This is a genomic window from Bdellovibrio sp. HCB288 (genome assembly GCF_047305935.1).
GTDB lineage: Bacteria > Bdellovibrionota > Bdellovibrionia > Bdellovibrionales > Bdellovibrionaceae > Bdellovibrio.
This window is the reverse complement of record NZ_CP178619.1, coordinates 418,928-437,941: the sequence shown is the minus strand read 5'-3', so window position 1 is coordinate 437,941 and position 19,014 is coordinate 418,928. Positions and strand designations below refer to the sequence as shown.

Annotated in this window: 17 protein-coding genes; 6 read left to right on the top strand and 11 right to left on the bottom strand. The window is 47.8% G+C overall.

Annotation, left to right across the window (positions count from 1 at the left end; genetic code table 11):
- Positions 1-39 precede the first annotated feature (39 nt).
- From ACLVWR_RS02125 to ACLVWR_RS02100, 6 genes are all read right to left on the bottom strand, one after another.
- The gene (locus ACLVWR_RS02125; RefSeq protein ID WP_413582305.1) at positions 40-783 is read right to left on the bottom strand and encodes a VTC domain-containing protein; all 744 of its coding nucleotides are present in this window, start codon (positions 781-783) and stop codon (positions 40-42) included.
- A gap of 41 nt (positions 784-824) precedes the next feature.
- Entirely contained in the window at positions 825-1,985 is a 1,161-nt protein-coding gene (locus tag ACLVWR_RS02120) for a hypothetical protein (protein WP_413582304.1), read from the bottom strand.
- The gene (locus tag ACLVWR_RS02115; protein WP_413582303.1) at positions 1,985-3,736 is read right to left on the bottom strand and encodes a DUF3616 domain-containing protein; all 1,752 of its coding nucleotides are present in this window, start codon (positions 3,734-3,736) and stop codon (positions 1,985-1,987) included. Before ACLVWR_RS02115 ends, ACLVWR_RS02120 begins: the two co-directional genes overlap by 1 nt.
- 1 nt (position 3,737) lies before the next feature.
- Positions 3,738-4,421: a DUF4956 domain-containing protein gene (locus ACLVWR_RS02110; protein ID WP_413582302.1), complete on the bottom strand. Its 684-nt coding sequence runs from the start codon at positions 4,419-4,421 to the stop codon at positions 3,738-3,740.
- Position 4,422: 1 nt separating this feature from the next.
- A complete protein-coding gene (locus ACLVWR_RS02105) occupies positions 4,423-6,069 on the bottom strand; it encodes a hypothetical protein (RefSeq protein ID WP_413582301.1) in 1,647 nt (548 codons plus the stop codon).
- A gap of 77 nt (positions 6,070-6,146) precedes the next feature.
- Complete coding sequence (locus ACLVWR_RS02100; RefSeq protein WP_413582300.1) at positions 6,147-7,283, bottom strand: metallophosphoesterase family protein; 1,137 nt, start codon at positions 7,281-7,283, stop codon at positions 6,147-6,149.
- 140 nt (positions 7,284-7,423) lie between these two features.
- On the opposite strand from ACLVWR_RS02100, the gene ACLVWR_RS02095 reads away from it, so the two are divergent.
- Both ACLVWR_RS02095 and ACLVWR_RS02090 read left to right on the top strand, forming a co-directional pair.
- The gene (locus ACLVWR_RS02095) at positions 7,424-9,517 is read left to right on the top strand and encodes a DUF748 domain-containing protein (RefSeq protein ID WP_413582299.1); all 2,094 of its coding nucleotides are present in this window, start codon (positions 7,424-7,426) and stop codon (positions 9,515-9,517) included.
- Between the two features lie 192 nt (positions 9,518-9,709).
- Positions 9,710-10,210 carry a hypothetical protein gene (locus ACLVWR_RS02090; RefSeq protein WP_413582298.1) on the top strand — a complete coding sequence of 167 codons (501 nt, stop codon included), beginning with the start codon at positions 9,710-9,712 and terminating at the stop codon, positions 10,208-10,210.
- Positions 10,211-10,220: 10 nt separating this feature from the next.
- Here ACLVWR_RS02090 and ygiD read toward each other — a convergent pair whose 3' ends face one another.
- Both ygiD and ACLVWR_RS02080 read right to left on the bottom strand, forming a co-directional pair.
- Complete coding sequence (ygiD, locus tag ACLVWR_RS02085; RefSeq protein ID WP_413582297.1) at positions 10,221-10,991, bottom strand: 4,5-DOPA dioxygenase extradiol; 771 nt, start codon at positions 10,989-10,991, stop codon at positions 10,221-10,223.
- Positions 10,992-10,997: 6 nt separating this feature from the next.
- Positions 10,998-11,603 (bottom strand): YceI family protein, encoded by a 606-nt coding sequence (locus ACLVWR_RS02080; protein WP_413582296.1) that lies wholly within the window; start codon positions 11,601-11,603, stop codon positions 10,998-11,000.
- Between the two features lie 95 nt (positions 11,604-11,698).
- Here ACLVWR_RS02080 and ACLVWR_RS02075 point away from each other — a divergent pair, with 95 nt between their 5' ends.
- Entirely contained in the window at positions 11,699-12,601 is a 903-nt protein-coding gene (locus ACLVWR_RS02075; RefSeq protein ID WP_413582295.1) for a LysR family transcriptional regulator, read from the top strand.
- Here ACLVWR_RS02075 and ACLVWR_RS02070 read toward each other — a convergent pair.
- Together ACLVWR_RS02070 and thiL are read right to left on the bottom strand one after the other, a co-directional pair.
- A complete protein-coding gene (locus tag ACLVWR_RS02070) occupies positions 12,598-13,137 on the bottom strand; it encodes a PilZ domain-containing protein (RefSeq protein WP_413582294.1) in 540 nt (179 codons plus the stop codon). The two genes, ACLVWR_RS02075 and ACLVWR_RS02070, sit on opposite strands and share 4 nt — an antisense overlap.
- 88 nt (positions 13,138-13,225) lie before the next feature.
- Positions 13,226-14,200, bottom strand: coding sequence for a thiamine-phosphate kinase (gene thiL, locus ACLVWR_RS02065; RefSeq protein ID WP_413582293.1), 975 nt, complete (start codon positions 14,198-14,200; stop codon positions 13,226-13,228).
- A gap of 80 nt (positions 14,201-14,280) precedes the next feature.
- On the opposite strand from thiL, the gene ppk1 reads away from it, so the two are divergent.
- Positions 14,281-16,440 (top strand): polyphosphate kinase 1, encoded by a 2,160-nt coding sequence (gene ppk1 / locus ACLVWR_RS02060; protein ID WP_413582292.1) that lies wholly within the window; start codon positions 14,281-14,283, stop codon positions 16,438-16,440.
- A 1-nt stretch (position 16,441) separates the two neighbouring features.
- The gene (locus ACLVWR_RS02055; RefSeq protein ID WP_413582291.1) at positions 16,442-16,945 is read left to right on the top strand and encodes a SixA phosphatase family protein; all 504 of its coding nucleotides are present in this window, start codon (positions 16,442-16,444) and stop codon (positions 16,943-16,945) included.
- Positions 16,946-16,954: 9 nt separating this feature from the next.
- Here the strand turns inward: ACLVWR_RS02055 and ACLVWR_RS02050 are convergent, their stop codons facing one another.
- Positions 16,955-17,866: a hypothetical protein gene (locus ACLVWR_RS02050; protein ID WP_413582290.1), complete on the bottom strand. Its 912-nt coding sequence runs from the start codon at positions 17,864-17,866 to the stop codon at positions 16,955-16,957.
- 51 nt (positions 17,867-17,917) lie between these two features.
- Between ACLVWR_RS02050 and ACLVWR_RS02045 the strand changes: the two genes are divergently transcribed.
- A complete protein-coding gene (locus ACLVWR_RS02045) occupies positions 17,918-18,982 on the top strand; it encodes a hypothetical protein (RefSeq protein WP_413582289.1) in 1,065 nt (354 codons plus the stop codon).
- Positions 18,983-19,014 lie beyond the last annotated feature (32 nt).

The following is a 19,014-nucleotide window of genomic DNA, read 5'->3' as shown; positions in this document are numbered from 1 at the left end:
TCTGTATGTGAATTTTACCCCATCAAAAGGGATCAATAATTAGAGATACAGTCTGCCCGGGGCTGCCACCTCAGGGACTCCCAGATGAGTCATCATGGAGTTTCCGAACTTAGAAAAAGATCCGCCTTCCAATTGAAAGTGACGAATCAGATCGACCATCCAATAGGGGATTTTTTTTTCGCATTTAAGCTCCAGAATGACATTGCAATCGGGCTGCTCAAATGAAGCAGGATGATCGTAATGACTTAGTAGTTGTTCATCGGGTTTCACACGCCAGTCGTTCATTTCCTGAAAGCGCAAGTCCCGATCAAAGGTGACACGGGCGTAGTCGTCGACCACGGACAGGTAAGCTTTCCGTCGATACTGGGTCAAAATCACCGGTGCGGTGTTGTAGGTCATTTTGACCCTTAGAAACTCTTCCAGATTTCCGCGAGAACTTTCTTTGATATGCTCCGGTATAGTTCCCCATTCCAAAATCTCGGCCCAGTTTTCCTCGTGGACCAAGGCGCGCTTCTTGCGCACGAATTCCTGCAGCTTATATTTGATTTCAAAAAAATAGGGCGGTTTGGGATTGTCACCATAAGAACGAATCCGCATATTAAAATTGAATGCGTTCGCAGATTCTTTAAAGCGCAGCAGGTACAAACTTGGTGTATCCAGATAAAGACTGTTGATGGTGTAGTGCTTGTCAGACGATATGGTCGAGTAGTAGTCCATCTCGCAATACGTTTCCACGAAGCGGGAAATCGGCTCGACCATCGAGACGGGGATCAAGTACTTCAATTCATACCGCTCCAATGCGAGCGGTGAAACCGGTCCGCTACTCACAGTTTAACCACTTTCAGGGATTTACTTAGATGATTTTTCTCAGGCTCTGCAGCCAGTCGTTCGCTTTCAAGCAGATAGTCGACAAACAACGTCAGGATCTCCTGCTGCTGACTGAGCAGATCCAATTCACCTTGCTCCTGCATCAGTTTGTTTTCCAGAGCAGATAAAGTGTCTGCACCTTTTACCTTGCCACTTTCTTTCAAGCCGGCACTGGACATCTTGTAAAGACCCGCTAAGTTCAAAATTTGGTTTTTCAAACTCAGCAAACGGTCTTTGCTGTCGTCCACTTCTTTCTGTTTCAAGGCTTTTTTTAGAATCAGTTCATTCTGTTTTTGCCGGGAAAGGTCGTCGGAACCCAGATGCGGCAACTGCACGGTCAACTCAACCTTATATCCGATCTCGTCCTCTTTGCGAGTTTGGGAGATATCCATTCCCTTGATCCACTGGTCTTCACGGCCCCGCAAAATTTCAAGCTCGCGACTGTAGTCGTTGAATTCGGTTTGCGAGATTCTTGCTGACAGGGAAGTGTCGGGCTGGGGAATGCTGCCGACCGAGTCCACCACTTCTTGCACACTGAGCAAATCAAATCCAGTCAAAGATTCATCCGACCAGGATGGCACCCAGGATTTGATTTTTTTCGTGGCCACTTTTTTTTCCTGGGTAATAACGTTTTCAAGGCGTTTTAGCTTATAGATGTCACCCTGTGCGCCCAAAAAAGATTTTGTGGAAGCACGGCCTGCACGCAGCGAAAGACTTTGCGCCTTTAGATAGCCCTCTGACAATTTAAGTGAGTTTTCCAGTACGGCCATTTTTTTATGGCTGATTTCATAGGAAACCAAATTCAGATAGCGTTCGTGCAAAGCCCAGGCAAGTGAAGCATCTTTCAAAACTTTTCGACCGGCTTCCGGTGTGGACCCCAATTTCCATTCGGGCCAGGAGCGGAACTGAAACTTTACACCCAGTTCGTATTCGTTCTTTTTGTCTTCGGTTTCAACACTGGCAAAACCCTCCACATTGCGCAGGGGATTACGAGTGTCGGTGGTGCGCATTTCTTCCTGGGAAACAAAGGCCGAGTCTGACCAGGCGGTTTTCAATACCTGCTCCGGCGTCACCGCAAATGAAGAAATTCCCCCTAGAAGGAGCCAGCTTAGAAACATCAGGGAGTTCCTTTTTCAGCACCCAGGCTGACAACGGCATAGGGGCTGGAGCCTTTGCTATCAAAAACAGCAAATATCTGATGCGTTTCCGGGTGAATAGCCAAGCCCTCCAGATGAGGCACTTGGAACTCATGAAACAATTCGGTCTGAGCAGTGTCGACATTCAATTTCCAGATGGCGCTGCAGGATGATTTTCGGCAACTGGATGCCACGTAAAACGAGTCCCCTTGTTTGATCAGATCGGTCAAAACCGATTCAACATCCTGGTGGGGGAGCTTCATTTGAAAACGCGCGGCGAGGGTGACTTGCGCAGGCTTCAATGTTCCCGAAAAGACCGGGGCAAAGTCAGTAACCTTCAGTATCAGCCCTTCGTTGCGATGGAGCACAGGTCCTTTCAGTGCCAGATACAAGTCATTCTTGTCTATGGCATGGCCTTCAATTTCAAAGCCCTCTTTGCCGGCCTGTAGATCCGCCTCATAGATGGAATTTAGGGCTGGATCTCGAGAGTCGCGAAGAGCCTGTAACAGAGGCGTGCGCAGATCCACATGATGTTCAATCTTGTAACTAAGTCCGTGGCGTTTGATCTGTGCAAAAATATGTCTTTCGTCTTTCAGCTTTCCTTTTTTAGTCGTCGACAAGGAGCTGAGCAAATACAAGTTGTCCCCTTGCGTGGACACGGACTCGATGTCGGCCATGGTGGGCATTCCCGGCAGCTGAATTTGATGTGGCTGAATCTGACCTTGTTCATTCATCAAAAACAAGACCGGATGGTCTTCCGGATAGTCGTCAGAAATGAGTGCAAACTGTTTCAGTTCCGGGATAAAAACAATTCCCGACATCTCGGGCTTGAATGTTTCAACGATATTCAACGGAATATCCATTTCACGTGGATCCTGTTGATTTGGATCTGAATTTGACAATACCTCATCCGCGTAGGCACGGCTTAGCAAGGACAGGCTCCATTTCTTCTGAACAAAAACTTTTTCTCCCAGAAGAAATTCATTATTGCGAGGGATCTTGATTACGACTTCGCGTCCCCAGGCAGCCAAGGTCTGAATCCGTAACAGGCGCTCGGGAATCTGCACAATGCGGGAACCGATGCTAACCACAGAACCACGCGTGACCTTGCCTCCGGCAGAGTTGACCTCGACCACTTGACCCACTTTTAGGGTGGAGGAAAGGTTTTCATTGATATAGCCATTTACATAGGTGGGATTGAGGGGAACCAAAGTAATCAGCGGAGCAAAGGCCGGTGCTTTTTCGCCGTTTTTGAAATTCACGGCACCCACGGCGCCATCAACTTCAGCAAAGACAAAAAGATTTTTCATGCGGCCTTCAATCAAAACCATTTCTTTGCGGGCATCTTCAAGGTCCACCAATAAGGGGTCGGCCTGCGGAGCCAAATGGCCCAGGTCCTTGACGACGCCGGCTAATTGTTGGCGCAGGTGCATTTCGGCGTTGAGTTTGTCATAGCGACTTTTTAAAACTCGCAACTGGGAATCCCACTCGGACTGACCCAATTCAGCCAGCAAATCGCCTTTGCGCACGATCTGGCTGGGTAAAACATAGATGTGCTTGATTTCAACGGGGCTGTCAAAATTGACCTGGAATTCCCGGGATTCGGCGACTCCCAAAATACTGACAGGGTCCGATCCCAGAATGAAGCCTAAAATCAAAACCAGAAAAACGGCGGCACTCCAGCAGCCCAGCAAGAATCGGTTCTCGGTTCCGACGACCTCAGAAAATTTCACCCTACACCTCGATCACGGATTCTTGATTCATAAAATTCAAACCGCGCACTGACGTAATGCGGCCCAGTTCTTCCACCAGATCTGCCGAAGTCTGACAGGATTTTAAGCGCACTTGGTAAGAATAATCCAGACGCTCGCCCTGACCCATTTCACGGATCGTGGCCAATGCAAAATGTCGGCAGGATTTTTCAAGAACGCCTTCGACTTCGCGTTGATCTGATCCTGACCGCGATAAATTCAAACGCAGCAAACCATCAAACTGAGGGCCCGCAGCGAAAGGGGACTTTTGCAGCACTGTCAGAGCCAGAATAAAGCAAATCGTTCCCAGGATAGCGATGCCGTAAGCGTGCACTCCCGAGGACAAGCCCACCGCGAGAGAGGCGAAAATAAAGAACATATCCCGGGGGTCTTTCACGTTGGTGCGAAAACGCAGCAAAGACAAAGCCCCGATCATGCCAATACCTCGGGCAACATTATCGCCAATGGCCTGCATAGCGATGGCAATCACAATCGGTAGCAGCACAAGGCCATGCAGAAAGTTCAGTGAATAGGAAAGCCCACGAAAGGTTTTCACATAAGCCACCGCCAGGGCCGTGCCCAGAATAAAGCTAAGCAGGAAGGCATAGATGATCGAAATCCATGTCGGGTTGGCAAAGGATGAATTAAGAACGGAAAAGTCCAACATACTAGAATTGACCCTCACACACGCCCGGTGTTGTTGTTAGCACAGGATTCGGATAGGCCGAGAAGTAGTCCTCCATGTCCAAATCCAAAAACAGGGTTCCGGTTTTGCAACCACGATAGAGGGCGCGGTAAAGACTTAGCAGGTTGTGTTTAAAGACTCTGTATTCGCCCGCTGTAAACTGTAAAGTCGACGTGAAGTAGTCCTGCATGGCTGCCTGACTTTCTGCCGTGCCAAACACCTGTCCATACAATTGGATCACTCCCTTGTAGGTCTTCGGTGCGAAATGGCGTAGGACCATTGTGGAATTTAGATATAAATCGGCATTGTCTTTCCAAGAGTCATAGGTCGCAGACGTTTTTTTGACATCGGCGATCAGATGATATTTTCTTGCGACGTTCAGGTCAAAACCACCATCATTGTCTTTTAGAAGCATGACTTTCAAAGAAACGCCGGTCTGCTTGATGGCGTTCAGTTTTTCCACTTCTTCCGGAGTTAATGTGTTCGCAGGTTTTGCCAGAAGTTCTTTGTATTTTTTCTCTGACATATCGTCCAAGGTGCCTTGCGCAGTTTTAAAGAACTTGCGGCGTTTGAACGCGACATTTCCGATTCGATCAGACTGATTCATAAGGAAGTCCAAGACCAGCATGTTGGAAGTATCCTGCATGCCGTGCAGTTTCTGTCCTGATTTCGCCAAGTCTCTGCTGCCCAGAATTTGTGTGATCGGACGGGCATCTTTCACCAATGGCCAGTAGACGCTGCTGTTACGGAACTGATCGATGCGGGTTTTGTACTGTTTTAAACCCGAAACTTCGCCGTAAGATTCTTCATTGCCGGGATTTTCCGCCAAAACACCAAAGACCTGTTGCTTGTCCTGGGTCAGGATCAGATTGCTCCAATGATCCGATGAACTGTCCAAGAATCCGCGGCGCTTTCCAACGCTGTAAAAGGATGGAGGCACAAGACTTAAACCATGAGGTGGCTTGGTGTAGACGTCAGGGAGTTGGGATACGTTTCCATGTTTTGCGCGAACCAGATGGCCAATCTGATAGTGCCAGTATCGATTGATGATGGTTTTACCCATTTGCAAACTGAGGTAGCGACCGGCCAACGCCTGATCCAGAACAGTGTCTATATCAACCGTGCGCAGAACAACCGGCGGAATGTCGACGGCCTTAAACAGCTGATTCAGACGGGAGTAACCCAAAATACTACCCACGGAAACACCCGGAGATGCAAATTTGAATTTGGCCTCTTTATCCGGATATCCCACGCGGGCTTTTAATTTCTTTTTATCAGGTCGGTTTAGCGTGCAAACGGTTTTTTGGAATTGCGCCTCACTCATTCCTTTTGGAACTTTAAAATATTCGATGGCAACAGAGGTGCTGTTCACCTTAGGGCAGGCATAGAAGTTTTGATTTTTCGGGTGATCGCTACTGGTGGCATAAAGATTCAGGCCGCAAAGTCCGTCTTCGTCCTTATCGATCTTTGGTTCAAGTCCTGGAAGTCTTTGCAGTAGAAAACATTTTTCCGGAAGAGCCTTACCTGAAACTTCCAAGTTGTACGTTCTTACAGCGCGACTGTCGTAAGGATCCAGATAGCTGTGAGCGTAGTTACCAAAAAGCGCAATTGAAATGAATGTAGCAAGCATGATTCGGCCTCCGTATATGAAATACGGAGACTAGAACCGTGTAATTTAAAATCCAAATTACTTTACTGCAAGCCTGATTACCGCACGTACTTCACGCCATTTTTGGAATCAAGCGTAAGAGATGCGGGCAGGGAGCTGAGGCTTTGCTGAGTGCCGGAAGAATTGAAATAGCGGATGCTGAGCTTATTGGTTTCAGAGAAAAGCAGCTCCACATAGCCCACCGGAGTTTTGGTGCTGGTACCTACCAGATAACGGGGCGCACTTCCCGCGCACGGCATAGAGATAACCTGCAATTTCTTACCATCCGGATAGGTATAGTGGCCGGAATAAAAACTATGGGAGTGGCCGAAGATGACCAAGTCGACATTGTTGTTTAACAAGATTGCTTCAAGAGTATTACTTCCAGCGGTGCGTCGTTCGCTCGTCAAAACACCATTTGAATAAACGGTGGAGCTGTTAGCTTTTGTGCTGACAATCGAATACAGCGGAATGTGACCATAGACCACACGGGCGCGAGCACCCTTGGCGCGGGCAGAGGTCAGCTGTGTTTTCAACCATGCAAGTTGAGTTGTGCGGTTATAAAGGTTTGAATAATTGGCATCATCCAAAGAAACGAAGAAGACATCTTCCTGAACGAACGAGTAGTAGAACGGGAAGTTGCTGTCGTCGACGAACTCGACTTTGCCTTTGTTGTTTCCCCAGAACGTTTTATACAGACGTCGTTCCTGGCTGTAATACGCGTCATGGTTTCCCGGCGTTGCCATGAATGGAATTCGCGCATCACGCATGAGAGACATAACCTTTGTGGAAAACGCACTCCACATTTTCGTGTATGTGCTATCAGACAGACTCGTCTTTTCGCCATCGATGTAATCGCCAACTCCCAGGATCACGGCAGGTTGCTTGGAGATCATGGACTTAACAATCGATATTGTGTTGCTGGAGTATGTGCCATCGGTGTCGATGTTCATATCAGAGAATGCATGGATTCTAAGTGACTTGGCACTGTCGGTAATTCCATCATCAGTATCTGGAGTGGTCGGCACAGTTGTATCGCCCGTATCAGGAACAGACTGTGAGTTGTCAGTGTCCGAGTCGGTGCTTGGTAAGGCAGCGGCTTGGAAACCAGAGTTTGAAGGAGAGCAGGCAGCTAAAGTTGAAACGAGTAAAAAGCCCGCAAGCATCGTAGTTTTGGCGGTGACTTTTGTTTTCATACAGTATGTATCGTAACAATGGTCCCATTTATTAAGCCAAATTAATGCTGAATCTGAGTATGTAAATTGGACTCAGGTCTAAGTTTGATTTCTTGCTGGATCTCTCGACAGTTTCCCCGACTTTTGGAAAGAATGACTGCATGGAATTCTTAATACGATTTCAAAAGCTCCTGATCATTGGGGCTTTAATCATTCTTATATATACACTTTTGGGTTTTTTCCTGGTTCCGTGGATTGCAAAAAATCAGATACAGAAATTTCTGCAGACTCGATATGGCAGCACTCCCACGATTGGGAAAATCTATTTCAATCCCTATACTTTTCATTTTGAAATCACCGATTTCGATTTGCCCGATACCGCTGAAAAAACCACCGATAAAATAAGCCGCTTGAAGTTTGAAACCTTCGCCATGAACGGGGATTGGTGGAAACTTCTTAGACGGGAAGTCCATTTTAAGTACGTTGATCTAAAAAAGGCCGAAGGACAATTCATCATCTTCAGCAAAGGCAATACCAATTGGGAGCTGCTGCCGGACCCAGAGGCGGATGCGAAAAAAAAGGATGATAGCAAATCAAGCGGGAAACCCTGGACCGTGACCTTTCGGAGGCTGGCCATCGAGAACAGTGGTTTGGATGTCTGGGATCACACTCACGTCTCGCCTTTGCATTTACCGATAGGTCCCTTGAATTTAAACATCGAGAACTTCACGACCTCCATAGGAGAGTCTTCGGAAATCGAAAGCCTGGTGTTTTCCGTTGGTGACAAGGGACGCATGGTAATTTCCGGCAGTGCGAACATGAAGCCGACCTCCGCCGACTTGAAATTGGATTTCCAAGACCTGCCGATGGGTTTTCTTTCGGCCTATTTGTCCGACACCACGTACTTACGCCTATCCAAAGGAACTTTGAATTTTCAAGGAAATCTTGTTTATCGGGAGGGGATTGTTGCGCTGAACGGTGATCCGGTAATTCACGACCTGGCGATAGAGCAAGAAGAAGTGGAGTTGCCGGTTTTAAAGTGGAAAACTCTGATCGCCGAAAAGTTTCAGTTCAAATTCAAGCCCTTGGGGATGACGGTTGAAAACGTCAATGTGGATGGGCTGGTTACGACGCTGGCTTTGCGAGCTGATGGGACCTTGAACGTGAAAGAGATGATGCGTACTGGGAAGAAAGCAGATCCGGCCCCTCAATCATCATTTACACCTGCAGGGCCCCCAGCGGCGGCGAAGCAGAAAGAATCTGCGCCAGGATTTCAATACCTGGTAAAGGTTTTGAAGATTGAAAACGGTGGTTTGGATTATTCAGATCAACAAATCAGACCGCGCTTTGTGGCTCGTATCCACAATCTCAATGGTTCTCTGGGGCCGATTTCATCTGAACTTGGTCAAAAAATGAGTATTGATCTGAACGGAATGGTTGAGCAGTACGGAAAATTTAAAGGCAAAGGCAGTTTCATTACGAAAAAGCCGTGGCCTAACTTGGATTTCACCTCGAGCTTTCAAAACATCGAAATGACGACATTCACGCCTTATGCCGGGAAATTTGCGGGCTATGAGATCAGCAAGGGGAAGTTGTTCCTGGATGTGAAGTACACTTTGGTGAATCATCGAATCAAAGGCGATAACAATGTGTTCCTGGATCAATTTACCCTAGGGAAAAAAGTCGAAGGCGGCAAACAAAGCAATTGGCCGATCAAATTTGCCCTGGCCATTATGAAAGATCGCAAGGGGCAAATTAAATTCAAGCTTCCGATCGAAGGAGATGTAAGCTCTCCGGATTTTTCCGTGGGCAGCATTGTTTGGACGGCAATTAAGAACCTGGTGGTCAAAATCGCCATGTCGCCCTTTGATTTCATTTCGAGCTTGGTGGGTGGCGGTCCTGAATTGCAAAACATTTTCTTTGCACCCGGCCAACGAACTTTGACAGCCGAGGAGGCTGTGAAGGTGTCTAAAATTGCTGAAGCCTTAAAGGATCGACCGCAGCTGGCCCTTGAAATTACGGGACAGTACCAGCAAGCAGACTTGGCGGAGATGCTGCGTTCTGCTTCGCAGGGCAAAAAGAATCAGGACTTTACCGTCGATGATCTGAAAGCATTGGCCCTGGCCCGCAGTAATCTGATCATGGGGGAGTTAAATAATCTGGGGGTGGAGCCGGATCGGATGTTTATTCTGGCGGCCACCCCCGGAGAAGCGGGCAAAAAGCCCCAGGTCTATCTGAAATTGAAAGAAAAATAAAAGGTGCCAGGTCCTCCTTACGGAAGCAGAGCAGAACTGTTCGGTTATGAAAGTTTTGTTTAACTCTGCCTCAATCGATGTTAAAAAATATATTCATAACTTCGTGAACTGGAGCTGAGCATCCGTGAAACTGTTCTTGCATGTAGTTTTATTAGCCAGTGCACTTGTCTTCTAACAAAACATGACAATCTGATGGAGCTCAAAAGTCTGGTTCCACTATCACTGCAGAAGGTTATTGATCAAAAGCCTCAGTGGACACTGGGTGTGGGCAGACTTTATGGAGAGGGAATCGATGAAGTTCTGATTAAGAACAACTATAAAAAGAATCCGAAAATTAAGGTGGTCGATAACAGTTTGTTGGCGCATCAGATGCTTCATACGGGTCGCATTCAATACACCCTCGGTTATCCCTTCGAAGCATTTTACTACAATAAACTTCTTAAGTCCCCTGGATCGGTAGAGTATCTGCCTCTTAAAGATAACGGTGATTTCGTATACGTTGTGGTGGCATGTCCTAAAAATGAATGGGGCAAAAATGTCATCGAGTCAGTTAATTTGGTTCTAAACAATAGTAAAGTCCTAGATGAAATTCGTCGCGGTGTTGATCGTTGGCTCAGTATTAACGACCAAAATATCTTGGTTGGAGCTCGTCGCAAAATGATCGAAACGTACTATCCCGACCTTACCAAATAGCTCAAAAGACCTAGGAGTCCCACATGACTGTGCGCATAGACAGAGAGCCCATTTCAAAGCCTTCATAAGGATACGATATGCGGTCCTTTTCATCGGAAGCGCCGAAAGCGTAAAGCAACGGCCAATAGTGTTCTGGCGTTGGAACGGAAATTTCTGCGGCAGAACCAAACTTTTCAATATGTGCCAGGGATTTTTCATCCCGTTGCTCAAGTGCTTGTTTGATCGCGGCATCAAACTCCACTGCCCATGGGGTGGAGGAGTCAGGTTCGCGCCATTTAATTTCTCGCAGATTATGCACGATGTTTCCGCTGGCTAAAATCAACACACCTTGTTCGCGAAGGCTGCGCAAGTGTTTACCCATCTCGATGTGCTTTTCAGGAGGAGCATGCACATCCAGACTTAATTGGAACACGGGAATATCAGCCTTCGGAAACATGTGCACCAAAACAGACCAGGTGCCGTGATCCAAGCCCCATTTTTCTGTCAGCTCTGAACCAGGAATCAGTTTTTGCGTGGTTTGTGCCAGGCTTAACGGTCCACGGGCAGGGTACTGAACATCAAACAGGGCTTTGGGAAATCCGTAAAAATCATGAATCGTCTGAGGAGTCGCATTGTACAGAACTTTGGTTCCTTCTGTTTCCCAGTGTGCCGACACTACAAGGATTGCCTGTGGGTGCGGCACGCGCTCACCCAATGCTGTCAAAGCATCCGTGAACGGAGTCTTCGCCAAAGCATTCATTGGGGAGCCATGAGCTGCAAAAATCACAGGCATGCGTTTCATAATTTATTAACCCTTCTTATCAACAGGCTTGTTGCCTTGGATTTTGATATTCAAAGTGATCTCGTCACCAACTACGGGACCGGCTTCGACAGCCTGGCTCCAAGTCAGGCCGAATTCCTGACGGTTGATTTTACCAGTCGCTGTGAAAGCGATTTTTTGGTTGCCGTAAGCATCCTTCACGTCACCCAGGTATTTCACTGCCAATGTGATTTCTTTGGTTTTGCCCTTGATGGTCAAATCACCCACCAGTCTCAAATCATCCGCTGAACCGATAACTTTTTTGGTTACGAACTTCATTGTAGGATTTTTTGCCGCATCGAAGAAGTCCGGACTTTTTAAATGTTTGTCACGATCGGCATTGGCTGTGTCGATACTGTTAACGTCGACATTTAAATTGGCTTTGGACTTTTCCAGCTTTGAATCAATCGTGATAGAGCCGTCAAATTTAGTGAAGCGGCCGTCCACGGATGAAATCACCAAGTGGGGAACTTCAAAACCAACTTGTGAATGGGCAGAATCCAGAGTGTAAGTGCCTGCTGGAATTGATTTGGCGAAAGCCGCCGTGCTAAGTAACGTAATAATTGTAGCTGTGGTTGCGGTCATCATTTTCATGGTTCTCTCCTTTAATAGTTAATGAGCACTCAGATATCTTCGGCCCAAATGCGGTGTTGCGGTAGGAGACATATTCACGATATACTGTTGCACATATGGAACAATTAGATCTCAATCAAATACGCACATTCGTCAAACTGGTACAGGCGGGAAGCTTCACCAAAGCCGCTGAGGTATTGCATCAGCCCAAATCCAGAGTCAGTCGTAGACTGGCTGCTTTAGAGCGAGATCTGGGCATTCAGCTGGTGTATCGAACCACGCGTCAGTTTCAACTGACCGATGCGGGGCGCGCTTATTATGAGCGTTCTCGAGGTTTAGTAGAGGGGCTGGAAAGCCTGAGTGCAGAGCTCAGCGAGGAAGTGGCTGATGTTTCAGGATGGTTGCGAATTACCGCATCGGATGATCTTGGAGTGTTGCATTTGCCTGATGTACTGGCGGAATTTTCGAAGCAGCATCCCCGGGTCCGTTTCGAAGTTTTGTTGAGTCAGGCCTATGTGGACCTGGTAAAGGAATCCATCGACGTCGCAGTTCGTATCGGGATTTTGAAAGACAGCTCGCTAAGAGTCAAAAAAGTGGCAACCTTGAAAAGTATCCTGGTTGCGAGTCCGGGCTTCCTTGAGCGTTATCGACAGGCGGAGGATATTGACAGCTTGGGAGCGGTTCCATTTTTAGGGTTGGGAACTCAGTCGAAATTGGAATTGTGGCGCTTGAGTGACAGCAAAAAAGTTTCTGTGAAAGTTGAACCTGTGTTCTTGGCTAATAACCCGAACATGGTTTTACAAATGGCTGTGCAGGGACGTGGAATTGCAATGATACCCGAGTTTATCGCCGCGGAACAAATCCGCCATGGTCGCTTGGTTCATATCCATCGTGGTCTGCGCGGTCAGGAAATTCCGGTCAGTCTGGTTTCTCCGGAACAAAGGGAAGTGTCATTGAAAACAAAGAAGTTCATCGACTTTGCAGCCAAAAGACTCAAAGAGAAGTTTGAACATTTTTAAAAAATGCCGGCGAAGAATGAAAAGATATCTTCGTATTGAAACTTCAGTGAACTGAAGATCACCGCGCCCCAAAGTAATGCGACAACCCCCATCATCATCACTTGCGGGAAGTGCAGCAGGCTCATGGGTCCGGGTTGTTTGTTCAGCATCTCATCAATTTGCCCACGCTCCTGGTTTTCACGGAATCGACGAGCCAAACCTTGCGCCAACACGATTCTTTGGGTCATTTCCATTTTATAGAAATGAACGCCAACCAGAGTTTGAGAATTTGCGATGCTGTCCAGGCGAGTAACAATGGCGTAGCACGCCATTTGCCGTGAGCCTGGTGGAGTGAATTGGATCTTGATGACTTCACCCAAAATTGGGCAAAGGTCATCGGGAGCCGTGAATGCCAGTCCCGTCAGAGACACATTCTTGATCGAAGTGCCTTCTTCCCAAGGAACCTGCTTGGGACCCGCCACACGTACGATGCTCTCATCCTCTGTTTGAAGAATAAATCGGGGAGACCTGCCGTGATAGCGTGCGAGTGATGTCATGCTGTTCTTTTCGGACGAAAAGCCGGGCGTCTTAACCAAGTGGCGCCAAAAAACAGTATGTCAATTTGAGACTGCGGTTCTGTTGGGCCTAAAAGTGCTTCCAGCCTTTGAATGTGGAAATTTCTTCCTTCCCATCGCCGTGGATCAGAAAGACTCCAGGGCTTTCCGTGAACTGGCCAACTTCTGTCCACTCTGGAAAAAGAGTGCGATCTTCGGGATTCACAGAGATCAGAAGTTCATAATCCTCTCCACCCCACAAAGCATATTCGTAGGCTTTGGACAAATGAGCCATGCGTAAAGTTTCATCATGCAGTGGGAATTGATCGGGAAACAAATGAACTCCGCCAATATGGGGAGAGTGGCCATTGCCGTAAGGTTTTTTTGATAAAATCAAAGCATCATTGACCAAGCCATCGCTGCAATCCATCAGGGCGTGAATCTTATCTGCGTGCTGACGCAATTGTGGGAGTAGATCCAGGCGCGGAAGAGGGCGAAGGTGTCGAGCTGTCGCCCCTGGAAAATCCCCGGTGCGATCTTCATTCAGCGCGCGAAGTCCCGTGGTGGATAAACCCAGAGGCCCGCTGCTAAGCAGGATGTCACCGGCTTGTGTCCCATGGCGTGTGATTGGCTTATCACAGGAGCCATGTACGCTGACATCGATAATCACACCGCGCGGAGAGACACATAAATCACCTCCGGCAATTTCGACGCCGAATTTGTCGGCCAGAGTTGTCATGCCCTGATAGAACTCGTCAAGCCAGGTTTCAGTTATTTCTTTGGGAATCGCCAACGACACTTGTGCAAAGCGCGGGTCCGCACCCATGGCCGCCAAATCACTTAAGTTAACTGCCAGCGCTTTGTGTCCCAGATCAAAAGCACAGGAGTAATCAAGGCGAAAATGCACGTCCTCCACCATCATATCCTGCGCGATCACGGAATAGCCGGGGAAGTTTTTGAAAACAAAGGCATCATCACCCAAAGGAACTATGGTGTTTGGATTATGACGCTGGACCTTATTTCGAATGTTCTTCAGAACCTGCCACTCTTTGGGAGTATTTTGCATGTCGTTGTTCCTTGAGGTAGGCATTGCCAAGAATAAGTCTTTATTGTGAAATATAGAACCAGGGAGTCAAGGAGGATTCTTTGAACACACCAAAGGCAGGAACGCCTAAAAGAACGTCTAAGAAAAAAGCTGCCACACGTAAGGTCAAGGTTCTTGAACATCCCTTGTCATCTGAAAGTTTGTTCACCAGTCGCGAGATCGGGTGGTTGAATTTCAATCGTCGCGTTTTGACAGAAGCTGAGGATGCCAGTAATCCGCTTTTGGAAAGAGTGAAGTTTCTAAGCATCTCGGGGTCCAATCTGGATGAATTTTTCATGAAACGCGTGGGCGGTCTGAAGCGACACGTGGCCTACGGCGTGTCGCCGAAATCCGCTGATGGAAAAACTCCCATGGCGCAATTGCTGGAGATTCGCCAAGTCGTCTTGCCGATGCTGCAGGATCAGGGCCACTGTCATAAAAAACTTTTGAAAGCTCTGGAGAAAGAACACATTCATCTGCTTGCGTGGAAAGACCTGACTGAAAAAGAGCAGGAGCACGCAAGGAAGTACTACAGCAAGAATGTGTTTCCGGTGTTAACGCCGCTCTCGGTGGACCCGGGGCATCCGTTTCCGTTTATTTCGAATTTGTCGGTTTCCTTGGGACTGACTTTAAAGCATCCAAATTCAGAGGATAAACTTTTTGCGCGGGTTAAGATTCCAAAAGTTTTGCCGCAATGGATTCGCGCCGATGCTGATACCAGCGTAAATCGTTTTGTAAGTCTGCTTGAAGTGATCAAAGCCAATTTGGCTGATTTGTTCCCATCCATGCAAGTGTTGGAGTCGATGGCATTTCGTCTGACTCGAAACGCGGATTCAGATCAGGATCAGGAAGATGCCGAAGATTTGTTGGAAGCGATCGAAGAGGAATTGCGCCAGCGTCGTTTTGCCGAAGTGGTGCGCTTAGAGCATGGACCCAATCCTGATCCGTGGATGTTGAAGTTCCTGATGGAGGAGCTTGAACTGACCGAAGAGGATATCTACGAAATCCCAGGAGAGCTGGATTACGGCGACTTGGGAATGATTTCAGATCTGCCGTTGCCAAAACTGAAATTTGAACCGTACATTCCCGTGGTTTCGCCGGCATTTGCAGAGGAAGGCACCGGGATTTTCAATGCGATTCGCGCCAACGATCAGTTGATTCATAATCCGTTTGAAAGTTTCTCGGCCTCAGTTGAAACTTTCATTCGCATTGCCAGCGAAGATCCCAAAGTTCTGGCGATTAAAATGACGTTGTATCGCACGGGCGACAACAGCCCGTTCATTCGTTCCCTGATTCGCGCGGCGGCTCAAGGCAAGCAAGTGGTGTGTCTGGTTGAACTCAAAGCCCGCTTTGATGAAGAAAGAAATATCTATTGGGCCAATGAGTTGGAAAATGCCGGCGTTCACGTCGTGTATGGTGTCGTGGGTTTGAAAACTCATGCTAAAACAGCCTTGGTGGTTCGTCAGGAGCAAGAGGGCTTGCGCTGTTACGTTCATATTGGAACCGGGAACTATAATGTCACGACTTCCAGATTTTACACCGATTTGGGGCTTCTGACCGCCAGAGAGGAAATCACCAATGATGTGGTGGATTTCTTCCACTATCTGACGGGAATCAGTTTGAAGGGGAGTTATAATCATTTGCTGATTGCTCCGGTGAATATGTTCTCGACCTTCCGTACGATGATTGATCGCGAGGCCGCCCATGCGAAGGCCGGGAAGCCCGCTCAAATAGTGGCTAAGTTCAATAACTTTGAGGAAAATGATATCGGTGCGGCACTTTACTCTGCCTCGCAAAAAGGTGTCGACATCGAGATGATCGTGCGAGGCTTCTGCTGTCTTCGTCCCGGGGTTCCGGGAATGAGTGAAAATATCAAAGTCACATCCGTCATCGGCAGATTCCTGGAGCACTCGCGGTTATTCTATTTCCGCAACGGCCAGGAAAATCCGGTGGATGGCGATTTCTTCCTGGGTTCTGCCGATTGGATGTACCGCAATCTTCATGCGCGCGTGGAGGCGATTGTTCCCGTTTTGGATCGCAGTCTAAAAGAAAAATTATGGGAGATCCTTCAGTTTTACCTTAAGGAATCCCGTCAGGCGTGGTCCATGAACTCCGATGGTAGTTATACCAAAAAAACCTTCAAATCTGATGACGTCGGAATTCATCAATCGCTGATGCAATTGGCGAAATCCCGGGTTAAGATGGTCGAAGATTCGGAGTAAAATGGAAATTATCATCGTCCGTCATGCATTAGCTGAAGTACGCGAAGACTTTGCCAAAAAAGGTCTGGAGGATCAGTTTCGTCCTTTGACTCTGAAGGGCCGTAAGCGCATGCAAAAAGTTTGTCTGCGTATGAAGGATTTCGTGAAGGACGTGGACGTGATTGTGACCAGTCCCTTTACCCGGGCTGCGCAAACCGCGCAAATTCTGACGCAAAGCTATCCGGGTGTGAAAACCATTGAAGTTCCCGAGATGGTTCCACAAAGTCCGCCGCAAGCTCTGTTAAAATGGATTCGTACCCAAGGCAGGAACTATAAGCGCATTATGATTGTGGGGCATGAGCCGCACTTAAGCACATTTGCGAGTTACATGCTGACCGGTAAGGCTGAAAGCTTCATCGATCTGCGCAAAAGTGGAATTCTTTCCCTCGAACTGGAATCTTTTGCGCAGGCTGAAGCCGGCGGGGCAGAATTGATGTATTCAATTCCGCCCAAAATCTTTGATTAGATTTATGGATTAAACCATCGACCAAATCAGTCCATCGCGCAGGCCCACGGCCGGGATGACGATCTTTTCCACCTCTGCCTGGCGCATGATTGTTTCAACCAGGACCGAAGCGGGCATAATAACGTCGGCGCGATCAGGGCGAAGTTCCAACTTATCGATACGCTCTTTGACCGACATTGCTTTTAGACGCGCAATGATTTCACCCAGTTCTGATAAAGTGACAAAAGTATTGGGAGTTTTTTTAAGCAGGCGGACTTTGAGTTCGGCCATGCACTCAAGGTTTCCCCCGGTCCCGATGGCGAAATCAACGGGTTCATTTTCTGTGTTCGGGTAAATGTGGGGCCCCAGATCTTTTAAGAACTCGCCCATGATGATTCCCAGGTGGCTTTCGTTCATGCGGCGTTTGCTTAAGTTTTCCAAAACCCGAACCGTTCCCATGGGAAAGGATTTGGTGGCCAGAAGTTTACCGCCTTTTGAGAAGGTCACTTCCACGCTGCCGCCGCCAATATCGATCAGCATGGTTTTTTTATTGTCCAATTCGACTTCCTTGCGAACCGCAAGATGGATCAAGCGACCCTCTTCGGTGCCATCGATGATTTCTATTTCAATGCCGGAAACCTTGCGGATCATATCCACAAATTCCTTGCTGTTTTTGGCTTCACGGCAGGCGCTGGTGGCGACGGCCCGGCATTTTTGCACCTGAAGTTTCTTATTGGTTTCGGCGAAGCGATGAAAGGTCGATCTGGCCAGCTCCATGGTTTCGGGGCTGATGATGCCTGTGGTGAAAACGTCATGACCCAGGCGCACCGGGGCGCGCAGCTTTTTATCAACCCGGATATAGGGTGCTGTTTCATTGATATCGGCCACCATCATGCGGATGGCGTTGGACCCAATATCGATGGCAGAAACTCGACGTGACACGGCTAAAGATCTCCTTTGGCAACAGTATATAAAAATGCGAGCATCTTAGACATGAAAAAATCATTTTTGACAGTGATCTTGAGCGTTTTTGTTTGTGGGCAGGCTTTCGCATTGAGTGATATCGAAATCAGCGGGGAAGCTGATATGAATGCTATGGTGAACTTGCTGCCTTCTGGAGAGGCGGGGGAGTCAGAATTTCGTATTCCATCCCTACTGTTAAACTTCAGTGTGCCGTTGAAGGACGACAACCTTTTGTATGTCTCATTTGAAGGCGCACAGAAACGCAATGATGATACGAATACTGAAAGCTTCATCGTAAACACTCGTGAGGCGTATTTGGATTTGGTCAGTATTTTTGAAGGAGCACACAGTCTGCGCATGGGGGTGATTCCTCAGGCGTGGTTGGAGTCCCAGTACGAAGATACGAACTATCGCTTTTTGGGCGAAACCGCATGGGGTTTGACTGAAAAGTGGAAGTACCAGAACTATTCCGATCTGGGCATGTCTTTCATGTCGGAACTTCCAGCCAATTTGGGAGAGTGGAGTCTGACAGTGGTGAATGGCGAGGGTCGCGAGCAAGACTCTGCCGGTCCTCACAAGGAAGGATCTTTGTATTTCAGATTCACCAGCTGGACACCGTTTGTAATTTCTTTGCAGTACATCCATGGAACCTATGAGCAATATGGTGAGGATGTTTCTGCCAAGGAGCGTATTCAGGCAGCGTTTCTGTATAAGCCCGAGGACTCTAACGTGAGAATGGGACTGGAACTTCTTGATACCCATGATCCCGCTGATGCCGTTAATGATTTGAAAATGGCGGATGGTGTGGATGTGACGGACATGTTGGGTGAAGCCGTGCATGGTTTGGGTGGCAGTGCCTACGTGTTGCTGTCGACAGGGCCTAAAGCGGAGTTGATGCTTCGCTATGATTACCTTGATGCGGTGGCCGATAAGGATGGCCGCGACATGCAAACGGGTATTATTTCTTTGGCTTACCAAGTTACGGCGGATGTGAAAACGGCCCTTGCTGTGGACCGTACTTGGTATGCAGAAAACTATGGCCCGGGCATTCGCGACACCTCAAAGGTGGAATTGGCTGCTCAAGTGCTGTTTTAGTGTGTTAAGATTGTGTTAGTTTTGCTTTAATT